The sequence below is a fragment of the Psychrobacter sp. AOP7-B1-24 genome (genome assembly GCF_052376215.1).
Classification (GTDB): domain Bacteria; phylum Pseudomonadota; class Gammaproteobacteria; order Pseudomonadales; family Moraxellaceae; genus Psychrobacter.
This window is the reverse complement of record NZ_JBQSVL010000006.1, coordinates 26955-48418: the sequence shown is the minus strand read 5'-3', so window position 1 is coordinate 48418 and position 21464 is coordinate 26955. Positions and strand designations below refer to the sequence as shown.

At 41.3% G+C, this 21464-nt stretch carries 19 protein-coding genes; 9 read left to right on the top strand and 10 right to left on the bottom strand.

Annotation, left to right across the window (positions count from 1 at the left end):
- Positions 1–438: 438 nt before the first annotated feature.
- Both ACT3QP_RS02405 and ACT3QP_RS02400 read left to right on the top strand, forming a co-directional pair.
- Positions 439–2223 (top strand): acyl-CoA dehydrogenase C-terminal domain-containing protein, encoded by a 1785-nt coding sequence (locus ACT3QP_RS02405; RefSeq protein ID WP_192520024.1) that lies wholly within the window; start codon positions 439–441, stop codon positions 2221–2223.
- 247 nt (positions 2224–2470) lie between these two features.
- On the top strand, positions 2471–4882 hold the full coding sequence (locus ACT3QP_RS02400) for a site-specific recombinase (protein WP_192520025.1): 2412 nt from the start codon (positions 2471–2473) through the stop codon (positions 4880–4882).
- A 210-nt stretch (positions 4883–5092) separates the two neighbouring features.
- Here the strand turns inward: ACT3QP_RS02400 and ACT3QP_RS02395 are convergent, their stop codons facing one another.
- From ACT3QP_RS02395 to rsmA, 4 genes are all read right to left on the bottom strand, one after another.
- Entirely contained in the window at positions 5093–5545 is a 453-nt protein-coding gene (locus ACT3QP_RS02395) for a hypothetical protein (protein WP_192520026.1), read from the bottom strand.
- A 280-nt stretch (positions 5546–5825) separates the two neighbouring features.
- A complete protein-coding gene (locus ACT3QP_RS02390) occupies positions 5826–6329 on the bottom strand; it encodes a hypothetical protein (RefSeq protein ID WP_192520027.1) in 504 nt (167 codons plus the stop codon).
- A gap of 246 nt (positions 6330–6575) precedes the next feature.
- Entirely contained in the window at positions 6576–7412 is an 837-nt protein-coding gene (locus ACT3QP_RS02385) for a symmetrical bis(5'-nucleosyl)-tetraphosphatase (RefSeq protein ID WP_444524335.1), read from the bottom strand.
- A 128-nt stretch (positions 7413–7540) separates the two neighbouring features.
- Positions 7541–8404, bottom strand: a complete 864-nt coding sequence (gene rsmA / locus ACT3QP_RS02380; protein WP_192520823.1) for a 16S rRNA (adenine(1518)-N(6)/adenine(1519)-N(6))-dimethyltransferase RsmA — start codon at positions 8402–8404, stop codon at positions 7541–7543.
- A 380-nt stretch (positions 8405–8784) separates the two neighbouring features.
- On the opposite strand from rsmA, the gene ACT3QP_RS02375 reads away from it, so the two are divergent.
- Positions 8785–9231: a hypothetical protein gene (locus ACT3QP_RS02375; RefSeq protein WP_444524334.1), complete on the top strand. Its 447-nt coding sequence runs from the start codon at positions 8785–8787 to the stop codon at positions 9229–9231.
- An 87-nt stretch (positions 9232–9318) separates the two neighbouring features.
- The gene (locus tag ACT3QP_RS02370) at positions 9319–9660 is read left to right on the top strand and encodes a hypothetical protein (protein ID WP_444524333.1); all 342 of its coding nucleotides are present in this window, start codon (positions 9319–9321) and stop codon (positions 9658–9660) included.
- A gap of 302 nt (positions 9661–9962) precedes the next feature.
- On the opposite strand, the gene pdxA is transcribed toward ACT3QP_RS02370, so the two are convergent.
- Positions 9963–11048, bottom strand: a complete 1086-nt coding sequence (pdxA, locus tag ACT3QP_RS02365) for a 4-hydroxythreonine-4-phosphate dehydrogenase PdxA (protein ID WP_444524332.1) — start codon at positions 11046–11048, stop codon at positions 9963–9965.
- Positions 11049–11393: 345 nt separating this feature from the next.
- On the opposite strand from pdxA, the gene dnaB reads away from it, so the two are divergent.
- The 4 genes from dnaB (at position 11394) to ACT3QP_RS02345 (ending at position 15701) form a co-directional block, all read left to right on the top strand.
- Entirely contained in the window at positions 11394–12797 is a 1404-nt protein-coding gene (gene dnaB / locus ACT3QP_RS02360) for a replicative DNA helicase (RefSeq protein ID WP_192519929.1), read from the top strand.
- Positions 12798–13045: 248 nt separating this feature from the next.
- Entirely contained in the window at positions 13046–14152 is a 1107-nt protein-coding gene (gene alr, locus ACT3QP_RS02355; RefSeq protein WP_444524331.1) for an alanine racemase, read from the top strand.
- 211 nt (positions 14153–14363) lie between these two features.
- Positions 14364–15284, top strand: a complete 921-nt coding sequence (argF, locus tag ACT3QP_RS02350; RefSeq protein ID WP_444524330.1) for an ornithine carbamoyltransferase — start codon at positions 14364–14366, stop codon at positions 15282–15284.
- Positions 15285–15395: 111 nt separating this feature from the next.
- The gene (locus ACT3QP_RS02345; RefSeq protein WP_444524329.1) at positions 15396–15701 is read left to right on the top strand and encodes a hypothetical protein; all 306 of its coding nucleotides are present in this window, start codon (positions 15396–15398) and stop codon (positions 15699–15701) included.
- Between the two features lie 6 nt (positions 15702–15707).
- On the opposite strand, the gene rpiA is transcribed toward ACT3QP_RS02345, so the two are convergent.
- The 5 genes from rpiA to ACT3QP_RS02320 all read right to left on the bottom strand — a co-directional run bounded on the left by rpiA (position 15708) and on the right by ACT3QP_RS02320 (position 19547).
- Positions 15708–16367 (bottom strand): ribose-5-phosphate isomerase RpiA, encoded by a 660-nt coding sequence (rpiA, locus tag ACT3QP_RS02340; RefSeq protein WP_442062365.1) that lies wholly within the window; start codon positions 16365–16367, stop codon positions 15708–15710.
- 240 nt (positions 16368–16607) lie between these two features.
- Positions 16608–17918 (bottom strand): arsenic transporter, encoded by a 1311-nt coding sequence (locus ACT3QP_RS02335; protein WP_442069873.1) that lies wholly within the window; start codon positions 17916–17918, stop codon positions 16608–16610.
- Between the two features lie 61 nt (positions 17919–17979).
- Complete coding sequence (arsH, locus tag ACT3QP_RS02330; protein WP_444524328.1) at positions 17980–18726, bottom strand: arsenical resistance protein ArsH; 747 nt, start codon at positions 18724–18726, stop codon at positions 17980–17982.
- Positions 18716–19120 (bottom strand): arsenate reductase (glutaredoxin), encoded by a 405-nt coding sequence (gene arsC / locus ACT3QP_RS02325; protein ID WP_444524327.1) that lies wholly within the window; start codon positions 19118–19120, stop codon positions 18716–18718. Before arsC ends, arsH begins: the two co-directional genes overlap by 11 nt.
- A 64-nt stretch (positions 19121–19184) precedes the next feature.
- Positions 19185–19547, bottom strand: a complete 363-nt coding sequence (locus ACT3QP_RS02320; RefSeq protein ID WP_444524326.1) for an ArsR/SmtB family transcription factor — start codon at positions 19545–19547, stop codon at positions 19185–19187.
- 209 nt (positions 19548–19756) lie between these two features.
- On the opposite strand from ACT3QP_RS02320, the gene ilvA reads away from it, so the two are divergent.
- Positions 19757–21310 carry a threonine ammonia-lyase, biosynthetic gene (gene ilvA, locus ACT3QP_RS02315; RefSeq protein ID WP_444524325.1) on the top strand — a complete coding sequence of 518 codons (1554 nt, stop codon included), beginning with the start codon at positions 19757–19759 and terminating at the stop codon, positions 21308–21310.
- Positions 21311–21464 lie beyond the last annotated feature (154 nt).

The following is a 21464-nucleotide window of genomic DNA, read 5'->3' as shown; positions in this document are numbered from 1 at the left end:
ACCTCTAGGGAGGGTAACACCGTAGCGGTTTAGTATGGTCAAAGTATTTTTAAATCGCTACAGTGCTGCTGGGATAAATTTTTCGCAGCCTCTGTGAATACAGCAAGCAAGTAAAGTTTGTACCAGTAGCACCATAATACAATCGTATCGGTTTTATGTTTTTTTGACTATAGTTCGCGGACTATAGATCAACAGGACTTAGTCAGCAGTGACTGTCTGCAAATACCGACCCATCTATCTTTCCACATAACAAGCATCACTGCGATGCCTCTCAGTACTTCAATAGTCGTTGCTAACTTTTAGTGCACGCACGATTCACGAACAAATACACTTGCGCGCAAGCTTATTTGTTAAACTTTGATTATGAGTGAATCAAGTTAAATCAGAAAAACAAATTATTATCTTATCAATTTTATTTATTTGACCAAAGGAATGTTTATGGCTGTTTATAATGCCCCTCTTAATGATATGCGTTTCATTCTAAATGACGTATTTAAAGCATCAGAATTTTGGCAAAACAACGAAAACTTAGCTCATGTTGACATTGAAACCGTTGATATGGTCTTAGAAGAAATGGCAAAACTGTCAAAAAACATTTTATTGCCTATTAATCGTAGCGGTGATGAAGAAGGCGCAACCTTTCACGGTGATGGCGTGGTCACGACGCCAACTGGATTTAAAGAGGCTTACAAACAGTTTGCCGAATCAGGTTGGGTTGGCTTAAGCGGTAATGCTGAATACGGTGGTCAAGGTTTTCCCAAAATGGTCACTATGTTGACTGAAGAAATGGTTTTCACTGCCAACCAATCGTTTGCGCTTTATCCAAACCTGACCGTTGGTGCCACACTTTGCCTAAACGCAGCCGCTTCTGAAGAACAAAAACAGACTTATCTAGAAAAAATGTATAACGGTGAATGGGCTGGTACCATGTGCTTAACTGAGCCACATGCTGGTACTGACCTAGGTATTATCAAAACCAAAGCTGTGCCTAACGATGACGGTAGCTATGATATCTCTGGTACCAAAATCTTTATTACTGGTGGCGAGCATGACCTAACTGACAACATCATACACTTAGTATTGGCAAAAACCCCTAATGCACCGGAAGGTTCAAAAGGCATCTCACTATTTGTGGTACCAAAATTCTTGGTCAATGACGATGGTAGTTTAGGCGAGCGCAATACATTGGCAGTTGGTTCTATCGAACACAAAATGGGTATCAAAGCATCGGCCACTTGTGTCATGAACTTTGATAGCGCAAAAGGCTGGATGGTGGGTGCAGAAAACACTGGTCTGTCTTCAATGTTCATTATGATGAATTATGAGCGCGTAACGATGGGTTTACAAGGACTCGGCGGTTCTGAACTTGCTTATCAAAACGCTGCTTTATATGCCAATGACCGTGGTCAAGGCCGCAGCGATACACAAATTCAAAGCCCAGAGAAACCAGCTGATGCCATCATCCATCATGCTGATGTGCGCCGTATGCTCTTAAATGCTAAAGCCAACACTGAAGCGTCACGCTGCTTTGCGATGTACGTGGCCAAAAATCTTGATGAAGAAAAATTTAGTACCGATCCTGATTCAGCAAAAGCCGCTGCTGCTCGTGTTGCATTACTAACACCCGTTGCGAAAGCATTTTTGACAGATAAAGCGCTAGAGGCCACTGTAGATTGCCAGCAGGTATTTGGTGGTCACGGCTATATCCGCGAATGGGGTATGGAACAAATCGTTCGTGATACGCGTATCGCCCAGATCTACGAAGGCACAAATGGTATTCAAGCACTTGATTTATTAGGTCGTAAAGTGGCTCGCAATAATGGCAAATATATCACTCACTTCTTAGGTGAGATTCGTGACTTTGTCAATAATATGCAAGCAGATCATGGTATCAAACAAGCGACGCTAGACGCAGCAGATACAATCGAAGCGTTAACCACGACTGTACTTAGCAATATTAGCGATCGTAAAAGTGAAATTAATGGCTGTGCCGTTGATTATATGCATGCCTTTGGTTATCTAGCTTACTCGTACATGTTTGCTTTAATGGTCGAAGCGGCTAACGGTAAAGAAGGTGGTTTTTACACCAACAAAGCCAAGCTTGCAGACTATTTCGTGGGGCGTATCTTGCCACGTATCAATGCTCATGCACAGATGGTCAAAGCTGGTAGTGATCCGATGATGAATTTTGATCTTGACTACTTTGATGTACCCGCCAGCTAAGTTATTATCATAGATAATATTCAAAAAAAAGGACAGCCATATAAGCTGTCCTTTTTTTTGCCAAAATAACTCTCATCATAATTTCTAACAAAATAATTGACTATCAATATGTGACTAAGATAAAAATAACGTACAATAAATCGTCGTTCGCATTAAATAAAAGTCTGATTAAATCTTTATAAATCATACTTATTTTGATCAATTATATGATAAAAACTACTAAAACAATCATAACAAAAGGTACGACGTGTCAGAAATGAAACATATTCTACAGCAAATTACGGCCTTGAGTGATGTACCTGATCCCTCAGTATTAAAGCGCCTAATAGATGCACTACGGGTAGGTGATAAAGAACCTGCACTGGCCAACGAAAATATTCAGTCCCTTATTGATATCCTGCGCCAACATCCAGAATATGCTGATGGGCTCTCTAGCTTTGTCCTCAAGATCATCATTCAGTATCGCCAAATTGCACTATATACCGACACTGGTATCATGTCAGACCAAGGGTTTTTCAATAGCTTACGCCGTTTAATCGGTCATCGTATTTTGCCGATATTACCGCAAGAAGACTCCGTGGTTGAATTGGTCGGCTATTTGTTCAATAAAAGCACTGATGAGCGCTGGCTCGCTAATATTAAAGAAGAGAAATGGGACGAATTGGTAGAGGTACTAAAAGTCGAAGAGAAGCATTTAGACTTAGTCGCCAATGTGAAAAACAGTATTTTAAACGCTATTATTATTTTATCTTATCGCATCAGTGGTATTGGTTTGCATCCTGATTTGATGGACTCTTACCCACAGATGCTGAATTACTCAGCGGCATTTGTTGCGCAGAACCAAGAAGCGGTACTATTCGTCAATGAATATAGACAAGCACATGAGCTTGATACCTTAACAGATATTACTCCCGAGCAAGCCGTTGATCCGGCGCCTTTGTTGGTAATGATTGAGCAGTGCGAAGATATCGTTGCCACGGTACGCAAACGTATTTATAAAACAGGTATCTCAATTCGTTTGACTAATATGATGCTACGCTTAGATCAAAGCTTACAACGTATGCGTGTCTTAACAGAGCTAGTGACAAATGATGATCAAAAGCGTGATCGCGCTGTGATTGATCTGATACAAACACTGATTAAGACTGCCAATCGCCGCTATAGCATTGGTTATTTGATTAATAACAATACTAAGCTGCTCTCTCGTAAAGTCACTGAAAATGCCAGCCGTGTTGGTGAGCATTACATCAGTACCGATAGAGTCGGCTATCGAAAAATGTTTAAAAAAGCCTCTATTGGTGGCTTCATGATTGCGTTTATGGCTACTATTAAAATACTAGCCTATCAGTTGGCGCTTGCTCCAATGGGACGTGCCTTTGTCAATAGCATGATTTATGGACTGGGTTTCGTCTTTATCCATGTCATCCGCGGTACTGTCGCGACCAAACAGCCAGCTATGACTGCAGCTGCTATTGCTTCTACCATATCTGAAAGCTCAGGTAAAAAATCCCACCAATTGACCAAGCTATCAGAATTAGTCGTCGATATTCTACGTACTCAGTTTATTGCCATCATGGGTAACGTGATGCTAGCAGTGCCTGTCGCTCTTCTCATCTCATTTGCATGGCTACAGTATACAGGCGTACCGATGATTGACACTGAAAAAGCGGAACATTTGCTCCATGATCTTGATCCTTTTCAGTCACTAGCACTCCCCCATGCTGCCATCGCTGGTGTGTATTTATTTCTAGCAGGTTTGATAGCTGGTTACTACGATAATTTGGCCGTTTACAACAATGTAGGTGCACGTATTCAACGTCATAAACTCCTCAAGTTTATACTACCCAAGACATGGCTCACTCGTTTAGGGGGCTTTGTAGAAGCCAATCTCGGTGCCATTATGGGTAATTTCTTGTTCGGGGTATTCTTAGGCAGTACAGCAACGATTGGCTATATTTTCGGACTACCCATCGATATTCGCCATATTGCATTTGCCTCGGCGAATTTGGCACATGGTTTATTTAATATATCCGCTGATGATATGAGTTGGAGCATTATTTTAATATCGATACTTGGCGTCGCACTTATCGGTATCGTCAACCTGCTAGTGAGTTTTTCCTTAGCACTGTTTGTCGCGCTACGCTCTAAAGAAGTGAAATTTTTTGAATGGAGTCGTTTGACTAAACTGGTCTTTGGTCACATCATTAGTCACCCTTCTGACTTCTTTTGGCCACGTGACAAACCAATGAAGTACGCACGTATCGATAGTCAAGGGCATATGATATTTGACGATACCTCAGCGCAGAGAAATGGCAAAACATTACCCAGTAATTATGTCGTACGACGCTTGTCTGATGTCAGGATCTTACCTGAGTCCAAGCAAGGTAATTCCCAGCATCCTCAAACAAACACTGATATATACTATGATAATCAACCTGGGGGCGACCACGCACAAGCTCACGCTCCTTCTCACAATACTGTTGACCTTGACGATAGTTTGATGGATGAAGAGCTCAATAGTGTGCCCTATACTGACGATATTCAATATAATCAAACACCAAATGATTTTGATAGTGATAATAACCATGCGGAATCTTCTGTGAGCGATACCAAAACATCGTTACCAAAGCCTAAAAAACCACCAAACCTGCCCAGTTAATATTGCAGATGTGGTGGTTTTGGACTTGGTCAGCTGTTGGTATTAAAGTTATTTACTATACGATTTAGCAAGGTCATTTCCCAACTCTGACACTGACACCAAAAAGCCGAGCGTATTTGAGTATGCCTATAGCAAATTCAAATACGCTCGGCTCCCTAGTGAATTTTCAAGATTTGCCATAAGCTAATGGTTTACGTTAGTGGCGTAACTTCATTCTTTAGGTATACTAAACTTACCTGATATCGTAACAACAATCCAAAAAATAATACTGACCGCCGAAAGTCCTATCAGCACGGATGGTGTATAAGTGACAAACCATAATTCGAGCGCACCAATCGTTAGAAAAGCACTGATAGTACCTATAAAAAATAAAATCAGATACTTAAAAAGAGAATTAATTCTAAAATTAAAACGTTTTAAAATGACTCCAACTATTATGGCGACCAAAGCAAATACAACAGTTAATAGCAAAGTTGCTACCACTGCTGTAAAAATTTTAACCGGCGCCTTCATAAAAAATGCCGCTAATACTAACAACGACATCACTAACATACTAACCATCATTATGACACCTACAAAATGACTTATCATAAACTCATTTTTCTTAGGCATTCTTACCGTAATGAAAGGTGCCTTACTAATGTTGGTGTGCTCATTATTCATGTAGAATCCAGTGGTGCATTAAAATTATGCTCAGGAGATAGAGTAAAAGTAAAAGCCAAATAAAAACACCATAAAAAGCTGTGGTCAGCAGAACGACTAATGTAAGATGGCAAGTTTCAATTCATTGATGATCACCCCTTAAGCTACCAAGGATGTCATTTTTAAATAGATAATAGAATACGATTGGCAAATGCTCAAAGTGAGGTGCTAGAAAATAAATTGGGTAAATTAGTAACCTTGTTCGTTTAGTTCCCTATATTTATAAGTACTGTTTGACTCCCTATACAAGTATTGATCTGCCAGATAGAACCTCAACGTATATAGGCTGTTCATATAATTCAAGGCTATTGATATCATGCACTACTTCAGCGTTTCTACTCTTGTGAAAGGTGAAAGTTGCAAACTTTCCAACCTCATCGTCTTGAAAACCTATGGTCAAATTAACGCTCTCTAAAGGGAAGTCTATAAGCCATTTTTTCTTAAATTTGTTAGAAAATATGATGGACTGGATGAACGGGTCTTGGTCTGTAAAATCTTCTATATGAAACCTATTAGTCGAAACTTCATAACCCGAAAAATCGGTAAACTCTTTTTCAATCTCATATTTTTCACTTAAACAGCGAGTATAGCTTGAAGGGAATATTTTTTCTAGAAAAATGCAGTCACCTATCGGCAAAAACCCTTCTTTTAAGATAAGACCTAACTCCTTATCTAATGTACCTTCTCGTATTTCACTTTCGTTAACATCTAGAAACTCTTTCATTATTAGATTGGTGTAAATCATAGCTTTCCCCTAAATCTCTTATTAATCCAGTGCAGGCGCTATTAATAATATAAAAATTATCAGTAAATCTTTTTTTATACTTATTGATTTGAAGTAAGGATCGTAAATTAGGGTATACCCCAAGGAAACCGCCGAACAAGCCCCTTAATTGATTTAAAGAACCACTCAAAACAGACTCTATTTTCAGAACTGCTTTAAACAAACCACTTATCTAATCTTACATACCACTTTCAGTTACAACCCTCATTATGAACTCGGACACTGCGCGCTTGACGCTATTACCTGACCGTCACCCAATCTATAAGCCAATAGACAATTGCCCCACACACAACCGCCATCGAGCGCCCTCGCATATGGCAAGTCAATCTCACCTTTTAGCGCAGCCCAATGACCAAATAATATCTTGCGCGTACGCGGTACTTGCCACTCAAACCATGGCAAAAAACCTTCAGGCATCAACTCATCTAAACCTGCTGAAAAACCAAACTCAAGCGTGCCATCCTGTTTACATAGACGCATACGCGTAAAATAGTTAGTGATAGCCCGCATTTTAGTAAAACCATTAATATCTGGCTGCCAATCATCAGCTGATTTGCGATACAAATTCGGTAATAAGCGATCAAGCTGCCATAAACTGCTTTGTAATTGCGCTTCTACTTGTTGTGCATAGCCTGCTGCTTCATCGATACTCCAATGCGGTGGAATACCGGCATGAACCAGCACTGTCTGCTCATCAGGATAAGCCAATAGTGGCTGATGCCGCAACCACTCCATTAACTCATCGCAATCAGCAGCAGCAAAAACTGGTGCGGTCTTGTCTTTCTTTTTAAGTTTTGCCGCACCGCGCCATACCGCCAATAAATTAATATCATGATTACCAAGTACGGTAGCTGCAGCACCTTGCTCACAGAGTACTTTAACATCACGTAAAACACTCAATGAATCCTCACCACGCGCTACCAAGTCACCTGCAAACCACAATTTATCTTGTGCTGGATCAAAATCTAAAGTTTCTAGCAACTTAAGATAAGCAGCATAGCAACCTTGCAGATCTCCAATGACATACTGATGGCGAAAACTCATGGTACCTCTATGCTTTTAGATATGAATTTATATAAAAGCACTCTTAAGTGAGTGCTCTTAGCTTGAATCATTTTATGTGAATACTATTGAGAAATGATCGGCTGCGAGTCAATCAACAAAAAGTTAAATCAACCTTCTACGTTGCGCGCCTGATTGCTCAAATTGACAAAATCTTTCACACTTAAGACTTCAGGGCGTGCCTGCGGATCGATACCGCAAGCTGCAAAATCGTCTTCACTCAGTGTTGGTAATAACGCTGATTTTTTGAAGATAGCACGTAGCGTCTTGCGGCGATGGTTGAAAGTTTCGCGTACGACAATCGCAAAGTATTCTTCATCTTCCGCTACGATTGGTTTGTTGATATGTGGCGTCAAACGAAATACAGCACTGGTGACTTTTGGCGGTGGATTAAAAGCACCGCGTGGTACGGTCAATAGATAATCTGTGTCACAATGGTATTGCATAATGACTGATAAGCGACCATAAGTTTTGCTGCCCACATCAGCCGTGATGCGCTCGACCACTTCTTTTTGCAACATAAAATGCATGTCTTGAATCACATCAGCATAGCTGAGTAGATGGAAAAGTATCGGGGTAGAGATATTATATGGCAGGTTGCCGACCACACGTAGCTTGCCGCGCTCAGGACTATACAGCTCACGATAGTCTACATGCATCGCGTTGTCTTTAATAATCTCAAAATTCGGATGACTGTTGGCACCAATACGAATACGCAAACTGTCTGCCAAATCACGATCTAACTCTACTACGGTCATCGCGTCGACTTCTGCCAATAACGGCTCGGTTAACGCGCCCATTCCTGGTCCAATCTCGATTAGGTTGTCATCACGCTCTAGACGAATACTTTCAACGATTTCGCGAATGACGCTGCCATCATGCAAGAAGTTTTGACCAAAGCGCTTACGCGGTTGGTGTTTAACAGCACGTAGGCTGCTAGAAATAGATTGAGCATCAAACGGAGTTTTGGACATAGAAAAGTCTTAATGTATAAAAGATAAATGGGCAATAATGGCAACAATATGCCAATCATATAATGACGAATTATACCACAGCTCAGAATTAGGCTGTATTATTGAAAAATTATTATCGATAAGATACTCATACTTTATCGCAATAAATACAGTGACGTTTTCTACCCAATGTCATTTGTTATAACGCTCGTTATCTGAATTACCCGATAAGTTAATCCAGTCAACACGATAGCACTCTAAATTGTCTAGTTACTCATGATAGAAAACGCGTATAGGATGAAAGACAATCTACCAATTAGATTCCTGAAAAAATTTAAGTAGTGCTTAGTTTATCTTAGAGCCCTATTATTGTAAGATAAATTTAATTGGAGGATGTAAAAATGGCGATCATTTGGATGATAGCTGGTGGTGCTGTTGTTTATATAATATTTGCCCTGAAGAAATATCAAGATGCAAATGAGGTTGGTTTGAGATCAATGTCTGAATGGTTAGGTGTTTTAGAACATAGTAATGCAAAGCAAAGGGAAAAAATGTCACACAGTTTGATTCTATTTGCTGGAAAAAGTCTAGAGCAACAAGGAATTTTGCCTAAGAACGGGTTGAGAAATGCAATAATCCTAAATAGGGAGGTATCTAAAACAAATTTTATTATGTTAGTAGGTGAAGAAGCTGCTAATTTAGACTCGTTTGACATTGAATATAGAGAAAGAGCCTTGGATGCAACTATTGCGAGAGACTATTTTTCATATTGTCTTACGTTGATTTTAGCTAAACGTGGTGCAGAGGCAATAGCTATGCTAGCTTTTAAATCTCGTTATCCACTTTGATAGCCTTTCAATTGAAAAACATTCGATTAAAATAGTGATGTTTTTAAGCATAATGATGTACTACACTTAAAACGATAAGGTTTATTTATGGAAATATTGGGGATAGTTGCCATTTTTGTAGTTATATATCTTTGGTTTCGGTATAAATTCAACAATTCCCGCAATAAGAAATATAAGTTTTTCAATATTATTGTCTATACAGCAAACTTCTTAGCTAAAAACCCAAAAGAATTGGCTATAACTATTGACGATGTTTCTTATACGGAGCTATTAGAATTTGTTAACGAAAACCCTTCTATAATTATGGAGCTCAAGCAGATTGATAACTCAGCTATATCTTTTGATGTCGTTATAGAAGGTAAAAGATATGGAGTTATCGGCCGAAATTACATTATGAACCAGCTATCATTTATGGCAAGGGCTTTGTAATTAAAAAATATGTAAAGGCTGTTTATGCTTATTTGAATCTTAGTAGGATTGTCCTATAAGTCTCCAGACAACTCAAACCATTGCTATTATTGTTCTATAGACGTATATTTTATATCTAACTAGAGAGTAAAGCAAATCACCTTATTTTTAGCCATAGGTATACCCCAAGGGAACCAGCTATTTCACTCTTCAAACCCATGAATAGACCACTTAAAATAGGTCCTATTTAATGGTTTATAAATAGGACCTATTGACGGTAACCTCATCCAACACTGCGTAAAAAATCTTGTTAAGGTACCGACTTATACAAGAGGTTTTTCAATAAGTGATTTATCCGCCATCTCATTTGCCATCAGCAGCGCTTGATATAAGCTAGTAGCACTCGCCCCGCCTTGCCCTGCCAAATCAAGCGCTGTTCCGTGATCAACCGAGGTACGAATATAAGGCAGCCCTAAGGTCAAATTAACCGTATCACCAAAGCCGTGTGATTTGAGCACTGGCAACCCTTGGTCATGATACATAGCAATCACTGCATCGCATTTTGCTAGATGTCTTGGGGTAAATAACGTATCCGCTGGCATCGCCTCTGATATGTCTACGCCTGCATCGATGAATTCTTGCAATACTGGATTGATAATATCAATCTCCTCAACACCTAAATGGCCGCCCTCGCCCGCATGTGGATTGAGGCCGCATACTAAGATACGCGGATGCGTTAAGCCAAATTTTGCTTTCATCTCATCAATGACAATCTGCACCGTTTGGCGTACATTGTCAGATGTGATTGCAGCAGGGATATCTTTTAGTGGTAAATGTGTGGTGACCAGCGCGACTTTCATTGCTTCGTTTGCAAGCATCATGACCACTTTCTCGCAGCCACTTTGCTGCATAAAAAACTCAGTATGACCGCTAAACATGGTGCCATCCAATAACTTGATATCAGCATCTATCAACGCTGACTTTTGCAGTGGACCGGTGACAATAGCAGCCACAGTTTTGTTTGTTGCAAGCTTATGCGCGATATCCAGTTGTTTGGCCACCATTGCTGAATTGCTAATATTGATTTGCCCAGAGATAACTGGTGCTGCACAAGGTGTATGAAGCAAAATAAAAGCACTGTCACTATGGGTCGTATTCGGTGACATCTGCTCTAAGAAATCATCTGCGTCTATATTTGCGTCTACTGTCTGCCATGATGGACAGTTTTTTAATGCGCCTGCCATTACGAGATTCTCTGCACGCACTTTCATGGCAGTGCTATCCGCAGTTACCCAAATTGGACGGTCAAAATCTTGTAACTTACCCTCTGCTGCTAATAACAGCACGACATCCATACCAATGCCCGCAGGCTCACCTGTTGTGATTAATAATGGTAGCTTGTCTTGCATAATAACGACACCTTTACATTTATTTTAAATACATGATTTTATTATATTTTTTATGAAAAAATCAAACACTTACGACCATATTTGAGTAGCTATCTCTCAGCGCAAAAATATCAATTATTCCAGAAATAGTTGTTCATAGCGCCCGAAAAAATTGCATAATGTGTTAAACTTTCGCATCTGATTGTAGCATTTACTGGCAAGTATAAGACCCTGTTTTAGTACTTCTATCGTAGAAGCCTGCCACATTTGTTTTTCAACATCGCTATTACGACCAATACTGATACCAAGTAGCTATTTATTTATTCACTCCCTGTTTTATATTGACTTTTAACACATTAGGCGCTCATGGCAGATACCGAAAAAACCGACGACTTACTCAATCAAACACCGCCGCACAATATCGATATTGAAAAAGCGCTGCTGGCGTCATTGATGAGTATCGAAGAGGCTTACGATAAAATTGCTGATATTGTCACCAAAGATGACTTTTATGCTGGGCGACACCAATATATTTTTGATGCGATTGCTCATTTGGCAGCGGTCAATGAGCCTTATGACACGGTCATGGTGCATGACTGGTTGGAAGCGCAAAAGCTACTTAAAGGCGCAGGTGGTGACAGTTACTTGGCTGATATTTTAAGTCAAAGTCCTGCTACCTTATTTAACCTCACTGCTTATGCACAGCGCGTACGTGAGCTATCAACCTTACGCCAGTTGATTACCACGGGCAATGACATGTTAGCACTTGCTTATAACCCAAAAGACCAAAGCGTCAGTGATATTTTGGATAATGTTGAGGGAAAAATATTCAGTATCAATGAGCAACATAACAAACGTGCTGAGCAGCGTGGACCAGTCGGTATTACTTCTGTGTTAACCAACGTCATCGATAAGATTCAAGAGCTAAAATCAAATCCAGACGGCATGATTGGTTTACAAACACCTTTTGCTGAGCTGAATAATAAAACACAGGGTTTGCAAGCAGGAGATTTAATCATTGTCGCCGCGCGTCCTTCGATGGGTAAAACAACGTTTGCCATGAACTTGGCAGAAGGCATTTTATTTAACGAAGACCTGCCCGTCGTGGTATTTTCGATGGAAATGCCCGCTGAGTCTATCGTGATGCGTCTACTGTCCTCATGGGGTGCGATTAATCAGACGCACCTACGCTCTGGACAAATGAATGAAGATGAATGGGCAAAAATGATGAATGCCATTCAACACCTACAATCTAAGCACTTATATATCGATGATAGTACTGCTCTGCCTCCATCTGAGATGCGCTCACGCTGTCGCCGAATCGCCAAAAACCATGATGGTCGCCTAGGTGCTATCGTGGTCGATTATCTACAGCTGATGAAGGTGCCGAGCCTAGATGGTAACCGCGTTGGAGAAATTTCCGAAATTTCTCGTAGCTTAAAAGCCTTAGCACGTGAGCTTGAGTGCCCAGTCATTGCGCTATCACAGCTTAACCGTAGTCTAGAGAACCGTCCTAATAAGCGCCCAATTATGTCGGATTTGCGTGAATCTGGTGCAATTGAGCAGGATGCCGATTTGATTATGTTCATCTATCGCGATGAGGTTTATAATGAAAATTCAGATCACAAAGGCGTGGCTGAAATCATCATTGGTAAACAGCGTAACGGCCCTATTGGTACCATACGCTTAGGCTTTGAAGGGCAATTTACCCGCTTTATCAACCTGACGCCAGAATACTATCAAAACGTCAGCTTTGAGAATGACGAATAATAACCGCTTCACCGACTATAGTCAGTTCGATATAATTTCGATACAAGGAAACCGAGTGTGAGTTATACATTAGTATGCTTAGCGAGGATGACGATGTAGCTGGTTTATATAGACTTGACTATATGCTTGCTCAACCTTGAACATTTGATAATAAACAGCTCTTAATAACCATAGCCAGTGCCACATCAGCCCTTTTGATGCAGCATTGGCTTTATCACTTCATAACTTTGCTAATAAAGAAGCCCATTATGCGTACTATCACTATCAAACCAGCAGCCATTACTCATAACCTCAACCAAGTTAAAAAACTGGCACCGCATTCTAAAGTACTGGCCATGGTCAAATCCAATGCTTATGGTCATGGCGTCGCCGCCGTTCTCCCAGCGCTAGAGCAAGCCGATGGTATCGGTGTCGCCACTTTAGCTGAAGCTCTCGAAGCAAGACAGTTAGGCTGGAATAAAACCATTGGTTTAATCGAAGGTGCCTTTACTGCCGATGAATGGCAGCAAGCCATTGACCATGATATTAGCTGCGTCATTCATCATGCACCGCAACTGCAGTGGGCATTAGAAAACATTCCACCAGCTAGTAGCGCGACTAGAGTGGTTTGGATTAAATACAATACAGGTATGAATCGCTTAGGTTTCGATGCTGAAGGTGTTATTGCTGCTGCTAAACAGCTTCATGAAGCTGGATACCGGCTTATCCTTACTACGCATTTTGCTAATGCCGATGATAGCGCTCATCCATTAAATGCGATGCAGATACAGCGTTTTACAGAAGTATTAATGACTCTAAAAGAGAGCGTTAGCAACGACATTAAAGGCTCATTGTGCAATTCAGCAGGTATCGTCAACTTTCCACAATACCACTATGACTGGGTACGTCCCGGTATCATCTTATACGGTAGTGCACCGGTCGTTGACAAAAGTGCCACTGAATTAGATTTACAGCCAGCGATGGAGTTTAGCGCGCAAATTATCGCGTTACAAACCGTTCATGCAGATAATGCCATTGGCTATGGTAGTCGCTGGGTAGCACAGCAAGATACGAGAACAGCGCTAGTCAGTATTGGCTATGGAGATGGCTACCCACGTGTTGTCACTGAGGATGCTTATGTATCTGTCATTGAGGCAAGCAGCAATCAGAGTTATCAATGCGCAGTACTTGGACGTGTCGCAATGGACATGATTGTGATTGATATCAGTAACGCGCCAGAAGACATTGCTTTAGATAGCAAAGTGATACTATGGGGCGATGCACCGCACGTTGATGAAGTCGCTGCGCATGCGGGTACGATTAGCTATGAGCTACTATGCCGCCTGAGCATACGTCCGAAGCGTATACAAGCATAATAATTATTTATTATTGTAATATGTAAATGCGACATATAACGGCGAACTTGCCACCTGCTGGAGTGACTAAACAATCAAACTAAATTGGGCGTTTACATTAGAAGTAATTGCGCTATACTAAAAGTTTGTTGTCACCCCAGTATACGCGCTGACGCGATGCTATTGAAGACTGATAACGTTTCACTGACTGCGATCGACTGCTAGGATTACTATGAGTTTGCGCCATTTTTTGACCCTCTCTGATTTAACCAAACAAGAACTAGAAACCCTTATCAAACGCGCAAGCGAATTACGTAAGATGCAACATGCTGGCGAGATATATCAGCCGTTTGTTGGTCGTACACTTGGTATGATTTTTGAAAAATCTTCAACTCGTACACGTATTTCTTTTGAAACAGGTATGGGCCAATTTGGTGGTAGTGCTATCTTCTTGTCGCCAAATGACACGCAGCTTGGGCGTGGTGAGCCGCTAGAAGATTCTGCCCGTGTGATCTCTAGCATGGTTGATATCATCATGATTCGTACCTTTGGTCACGAAAATGTTGAAACCTTTGCTGAATACTCTAGCGTTCCTATTATCAATGCCCTAACTGATGAGTTTCATCCTTGCCAGTTGCTGGCTGATATGCAGACTTATTATGAGCATCGCGGCAGTATCGAGAATAAAATCGTCACGTGGGTTGGTGATGGCAACAATATGTGTTCGTCATTTATGCAAGCGGCCAATCAGTTTGGTTTTGAGCTTCGTGTGGCAGCGCCTTATGGTTTTGAGCCAGACCCTAAGCTGATGGAACGCTTCTCTCATTGCGTCAGCCTCGTCGAAAACGTACAAGATGCTGCAAAGGATTCAAACTTAATCGTCACCGATGTATGGGCAAGCATGGGGCAAGAGTCTGAACAAAGTACCCGCGCTCGTCGTTTTGCGCCATATCAAGTCACACCTTCGCTATTAGATAAAGCCGATCCTGAAGTCGTATTTATGCATTGTTTGCCAGCCCATCGTGGTGAAGAAATCTCTCATGACATGCTGGATGATCCACGTTCAGTGGTGTGGGATGAGGCAGAGAACCGCTTACATGCCCAAAAAGCATTGATGGAGTTTTTGTTAAAAGATAAGATTAAGTTGTCTTAATTATTGATACAGCATCATTCTTAGAACAGTACATAAAAAGGCAGATTATTCAATAACCTGCCTTTTTTATGGCGCAAAAACATCAAAAGCCAACAACATCAAAGAGCCGTTATGAGTAAAACCAGACTAAAAATGCTACATAAAAGCCTAGCGATATGTTTTATCTTGTTTTTCACCACAATCTTACTTAGTGCGCTTGGTTTCAAGAACTTAAGTAAATTGGTACTTTACGCTATTTTCCCCGTATTTTTTTGGGGGTATTTTCACAGTGCTATCTTTGTATTTAAAAGCAATAAAAAATTCTTTAGTCGGATTAAACACAAACAGACTATTTTTACCGATTCCTTGACCGATGATGAAGATGACCCACCTTATCAAACAACCACCTTAAATAAGGATAAAGGCGATAAACTATGACATCAATTAACGAGTAATAGTCTCAACCCCATTACTACTAGCCTTTAATAAAACATCAGCTTGGTTAGCGGCAAAAATGCCATTACACACCACACCCACGATATTATTCAGCTCTTTTTCAAGCTCTATTGGATTACTCACATCCAAGTCATAGGTGTCTAAAATAACGTTACCATAATCGGTGACAAAGCTTTCACGGTATACTGGTTCACCACCTAATTGAGCCAATTGCCGTGCAACATAAGAACGCGCTTGTGGTAAGACTTCAATAGGTACTGGAAACGCGCGACCCAAGACCTCGACGCTTTTGCTCTCATCAACCATGCATATAAATTTGTTAGAAGCTGCTGCCACGATTTTTTCACGAGTAAGCGCGCCGCCACCGCCTTTTATCAGTTGCAAATTCTCATTCACTTCATCAGCACCATCGATATAAATATCAAGCGTGCCAGCAAAGTTTAAATCCACTATTTCAATACCAAGGGCACGAAGTTTGTCTTCAGTAACCTGTGAGCTTGCCACCGCACCAGCAAGCTTTACTGTCGGTAATAACTCAATTAAGCAATTGACTGTGCTACCTGTGCCTACACCAAGTATCATGCCATCTTCAACATAATCTAAAGCAGCTTTGGCTGCGGCTTGCTTTTGTGCTTGCTGATCACTCATCATAAATCCTTGGGAAATAAACGGACAGTCAGTCCTATATAAATCGGATACGGCGTCAGGCTCGCTTAGCCTACCACTTGTAGTACTTTCACTCGCCTACCTTGTATCCAAATTATCTTGAACCGACTATCATCATTATAAAAGAGGTAAAATGCGCCGCCATTATACCCGATGAGTTTGATCGATGTCAGCGTAATACAGCGTAATGACCACGCTAATCGCAAGAGATCGATTCAATCTTTAAAAGGTAGACAGATAAGGCAACCATAATACTAATGCCAGTAGTGTGACCAATAACACAGGTGGTGTAATAATCAGCCCAACTTTCATGTATTGTCCCCAACTGATTTTATAGTCTTTTTCTGCCAATACATGAAGCCACAATAAAGTGGCAAGACTACCTATCGGTGTGAATTTCGGTCCCAAATCATTACCAATCACGTTCGCATAGATCATCAGTTCACGAGTCGCATCAGGCACTTGCGCACTATCGATAGCCAGTGCACCAACCAAGGTAGACGGCATATTATTCATAATAGAGGCTACAATAGCAGAGAGGAATCCAGTTCCTACCGTTGCGATAACCGCACCTTGCTGCCCCAACCAATTTAAGACTTGGGCACCATAGGCCGTTAACCCTGCATTGCCCAAACCATAAACCACCAAATACATGCCGATTGAAAACAATACGATTTGCCAAGGGGCTTTTTTCAAAACATCGGACACAGAAACCACCGCATCACGACCACCTTGCCACCAGCGACCTGCAATTGCCATTAATATTAACGCAGCGATTCCTGTCACCAAGGAAATTGCAATTCCTAATGATTCGGTCGTAAAGTAAGCAACGAGTAGCAAGGTTAATAGAGGAAAGGCCGCTTTGAAGACAAGCGGATCTTCAATCGCAGATGCTGGTGCACTCAGCTCAGCCACAGAATAATTTTTTGGAATATGCCGCGCATAGGCAATCCATAACACAGCGAGTGTCGCAATAACGGAAACAATATTGACCGGCACCATGACTGCTGCATAACGACCAAAGCCAATGTCAAAATAATTGGCACTAACAATATTGACTAGATTAGACGTCACTAATGGCAGGCTCGCAGTATCAGCAATAAAGCCAGTCGCGATAATAAAAGCCAAAGCGGATGGTGGTGAAAACTTAAGGCGTAGTAGAATGGCGATGACAATCGGGGTCAAGAGCAATGCAGCCCCGTCGTTAGCAAAGAAAGCTGAAATGAACGCACCTAATATGACAATCATAGGAAATAATAAGCGCCCTTGCCCATTACCAAGTCGGGCCACATGTAGCGCTGCCCAACCAAAAAACCCCGCTTTATCTAAGATAAGTGAAATAATAATAAGCGCCACAAAAGTAAAGGTCGCATCCCAAACGATGTCCCACACAATACCCACATCGGACAACTGCACGACACCAAAAGCCAAAGCAACTAATGCGCCACCCATCGCGCTCCATCCAATACCCAACCCTTTAGGCTGCCATATCACCAGAACCAGAGTGACTATAAAAATAGTTAATGCAAACATGGAGCAACCTTATGTGTTCTGAATGTGATCCGACCGTCTTTAGCCCATTTAATATAAGATATTAAAGAGACTTTTGATTGACACGTTTTGATAACTCTTCAGCGCTTTCTACCCGTTCAGAGTAACGGTCGGTTAGATAGGCAGAGCGCCCACGGGTGAGCCAAGTGAATTTGACTAACTCCTCACAGACATCAACGAGACGCAAATACAAAGGGGATTTATCCATATGATCGTCGTCATTAAACTCTAAAAAAGCTTTAGGAATAGACGATTGGTTAGGAATCGTAATCATCCGCATCCAACGACCAAGAATACGCAACTGGTTGACTGTGTTGAAACTCTGACTGCCGCCACTGACTTGCATCACCGCCAATGTCTTACCTTGGGTCGGACGTACACTACCGGATGATAGTGGAATCCAATCAATTTGTGCTTTCATAATACCCGTCATACTGCCATGACGCTCTGGACTCACCCACAGCATTCCTTCTGACCACTGGGCCAGCTCTCTCAGCTCTTTTACTTTAGGATGATCGGCATCAGTGGCGTCAGGCAATGGCAAGCCTGTCGGATCAAAAGTACGCACCTCGCAGCCATACCAGCGCAATAAGCGACTCGCTTCCTCGCTTGCTAATCTAGAAAATGAGCGCTGACGTAAAGAACCATATAACACCAGTATTTTAGGTGGATGACGTGGATCGTGTGCGCTAATCAAAGACTCAATATCAATGGGCTGTATACTATTTGCATCAATATTCGGCAAGTCACTCAAATCGACTACATCTAAATCTGCTGTGTTATTTGCCATGGTGAATCACTTCCCCATCTTCTTTAGTGAAGCTACTGACGGGAGTCTCTAATAACTCAAACACGCGCTCTGATGGGCGACATAAAGCAGCACCTTTATCGGTCAGCACGATAGGACGATTGATTAAAATCGGGTGCGCCATCATGGCATCAATAATTTGATCATCAGATACGTCAGGATTGTCTAGTCCAAGCTCATCATTAATAGGCTCTTTACTACGTAGCAATTCTCTCGGAGAGATATTCATTTTTTCCAATAGTTCAACTAAGTAGTCACGGGCTGGTGGGGTTTTCAGGTATTCCACGATATCTGGCTGCTCACCTGACGCTTTCATAATGGCTAAAGTATTGCGAGAAGTCCCGCATTTTGGATTGTGAAAAATTAATGGTGTCATAGCAATCTCACTTATTGTCTGAATATGTTTTTTGAGTGTGTTTCTTAGGGTCTTAATTATTAGCTTACTCAAGGTTTGAGTCATTACTATTAACGACTTCACATCCGCTTAGACTGTCTATCAGTGAGGCACACAGTTCTGGATGGCCCGCACAACAATCTTGCAATAGAAACTGGATAACCATCTCCATATGTGATAGTGAAGCACGATAGATTATCTGCCGACTTTGTCGTTGAGAAACCACCCACCCCGAGCGCGCTAGTACTGATAGATGGGCTGACATGGTGTTATGTGGCACAGATAATTGGCGGGCGATTTCACCCGCAGGTAGACCAACAGGCTCTTGGCTGACGAGCAACCTAAAAGCCTTTAGACGAGTATCTTGAGAGAGCGCAGCAAAGCTTGCAATAGCATTAGTTATTTCCATATGTCCAATAATACAGACATATTAAAATAATTCAATATTTTTTGCACAAAATATTCATCCAAACCTAGCGGTATATTTTCTTAATATGGTTCCAAATATTAAATCACTTCAAAAACTACAATAGGGTCTTGCAAGATAATCAAAATCAGCATAGGCTAATCTATTTAATTTTTATATTCATCCATCTACACTTTGTATTAGGAAAAATTATGTTGTCAAATTGGGTACGAGCCATCTTGCAAGCCACCGTCTATGACGTTGCGATTCAAACACCTCTTGAGGTGGCGCCCAAGCTGACCCAGCGTTTTGCCAATGATATTCGTTTTAAACGCGAAGACTTACAACCAGTCAAATCTTTCAAATTGCGCGGTGCTTATAATCGTATTAGCCAATTGAGCGATGAACAAAAAGCGCGCGGTGTTATTTGTGCATCAGCAGGCAACCACGCACAAGGCGTTGCTTACTCTGCTCGTAAGCTTGCACTTAATAATATTATCGTGATGCCAACTACCACACCTGACATTAAAGTTAGTGCTGTTAAAGCATTAGGTGGTAATGTCGATTTGCATGGTGACAGCTTTGATGAAGCCAACCGTTATGCTATTAATCGCGCTGAAACAGAAGGGCTGACCTTCATTCCACCTTATGATGATGAGTTGGTCATAGCCGGTCAAGGCACCATTGGAATGGAGCTGACACAACAGTGGCGTAATATGGACTATGTTTTCGTCGCCGTTGGCGGTGGTGGTCTTATCTCAGGTGTCGCAGCTTTTTTGGGTGAAGTGGCCCCCCATGTCAAAGTCATCGCTGTAGAAGCCGAACAATCTGCATGCCTAAAAGCTGCTCTTGAATCAGGCGAACGCACCAAACTTGAACAAGTGGGACTGTTTGTCGATGGCGTAGCCGTTGCTCAAATTGGCGAGTTGCCTTTTGATGTGGTACGTACACAAAAAAGCGACAACTCAGGCCCCATTGTTGAGCCTAATGTCATTACCTGTACCAATGATGAAGTTTGTGCTGCAGTCAAAGATGTTTTTGAAGAAAACCGCAGTATTGTAGAACCTGCGGGCGCATTGGCTGTAGCTGGTATGAAAAAATACATTGAGGCAAACAATATAAAAGATAAAAACTGTGTCGGCATTGTTTGCGGTGCAAATATGAACTTTGATCGCTTGCGCTATATCGCTGAACGTACCGAAATTGGCGAGAAAAAAGAAGCCATTTTTGCAGTAACTATACCTGAACAAACCGGTGCATTCTTAAACTTCTGTCGTCGACTACATGGACGTAATATCACTGAATTTAATTATCGTGCTTATAGCAAAAAATCACCAGACTCTATGGAGCCGGCAGCAATATTTGTCGGTATTGCCTTAAAAGAAGGCGATAAAGAACGTCAAACAATTAGCAACCAGTTGGCTGCTGATGGTTATAACGCCTATGATTTAACCGATGACGATGTTGCTAAATCACATATTCGTCACTTGATTGGTGGTCATGCCCATGTCGAAAACGAGCAGCTACTGAGCATTGTCTTTCCAGAACGTCCAGGTGCATTGCTCACTTTTTTAGAAAAGTTGGGCGATGATTTCAATATTACGTTATTCCATTATCGCAATCACGGTGCCGCTGAAGGTCGCGTATTAGTGGGATTACAAGCCTCAGAGAGCAACTCTCGCCAGCTACAAGATGCACTGCTCGATATCGGTTATAACTGTACCATGCTCAATGACAATATCGGCTATCAGCTGTTTTTGAAATAATTGGAGTAAATCTAAGTACTCATTTATCAAGGCGGTATTTCAATCATGAAAAACCGCCTTTAATGAATGGTTATTATTCATTTTTAATTATTGTTAATAGGTATTAGATAGTGTTAAAAAAAATATTGGTATTCATATTGTTGCTAGTGTTGGT

Coding starts and splice junctions, on each gene's coding strand:
- ACT3QP_RS02390 (WP_192520027.1), bottom strand. CDS start 6,329: ATGATTTACACCAATCTAATAATGAAAGAGTTTCTAGATGTTAACGAA.
- ACT3QP_RS02405 (WP_192520024.1), top strand. CDS start 439: ATGGCTGTTTATAATGCCCCTCTTAATGATATGCGTTTCATTCTAAAT.
- arsC (WP_444524327.1), bottom strand. CDS start 19,120: ATGACACCATTAATTTTTCACAATCCAAAATGCGGGACTTCTCGCAAT.
- ACT3QP_RS02395 (WP_192520026.1), bottom strand. CDS start 5,545: ATGAATAATGAGCACACCAACATTAGTAAGGCACCTTTCATTACGGTA.
- ACT3QP_RS02320 (WP_444524326.1), bottom strand. CDS start 19,547: ATGGAAATAACTAATGCTATTGCAAGCTTTGCTGCGCTCTCTCAAGAT.
- pdxA (WP_444524332.1), bottom strand. CDS start 11,048: ATGCAAGACAAGCTACCATTATTAATCACAACAGGTGAGCCTGCGGGC.
- ACT3QP_RS02370 (WP_444524333.1), top strand. CDS start 9,319: ATGGAAATATTGGGGATAGTTGCCATTTTTGTAGTTATATATCTTTGG.
- ACT3QP_RS02335 (WP_442069873.1), bottom strand. CDS start 17,918: ATGTTTGCATTAACTATTTTTATAGTCACTCTGGTTCTGGTGATATGG.
- rsmA (WP_192520823.1), bottom strand. CDS start 8,404: ATGTCCAAAACTCCGTTTGATGCTCAATCTATTTCTAGCAGCCTACGT.
- argF (WP_444524330.1), top strand. CDS start 14,364: ATGAGTTTGCGCCATTTTTTGACCCTCTCTGATTTAACCAAACAAGAA.
- ACT3QP_RS02385 (WP_444524335.1), bottom strand. CDS start 7,412: ATGAGTTTTCGCCATCAGTATGTCATTGGAGATCTGCAAGGTTGCTAT.
- rpiA (WP_442062365.1), bottom strand. CDS start 16,367: ATGAGTGATCAGCAAGCACAAAAGCAAGCCGCAGCCAAAGCTGCTTTA.
- arsH (WP_444524328.1), bottom strand. CDS start 18,726: ATGGCAAATAACACAGCAGATTTAGATGTAGTCGATTTGAGTGACTTG.
- dnaB (WP_192519929.1), top strand. CDS start 11,394: ATGGCAGATACCGAAAAAACCGACGACTTACTCAATCAAACACCGCCG.
- ACT3QP_RS02375 (WP_444524334.1), top strand. CDS start 8,785: ATGGCGATCATTTGGATGATAGCTGGTGGTGCTGTTGTTTATATAATA.
- ilvA (WP_444524325.1), top strand. CDS start 19,757: ATGTTGTCAAATTGGGTACGAGCCATCTTGCAAGCCACCGTCTATGAC.
- ACT3QP_RS02345 (WP_444524329.1), top strand. CDS start 15,396: ATGAGTAAAACCAGACTAAAAATGCTACATAAAAGCCTAGCGATATGT.
- alr (WP_444524331.1), top strand. CDS start 13,046: ATGCGTACTATCACTATCAAACCAGCAGCCATTACTCATAACCTCAAC.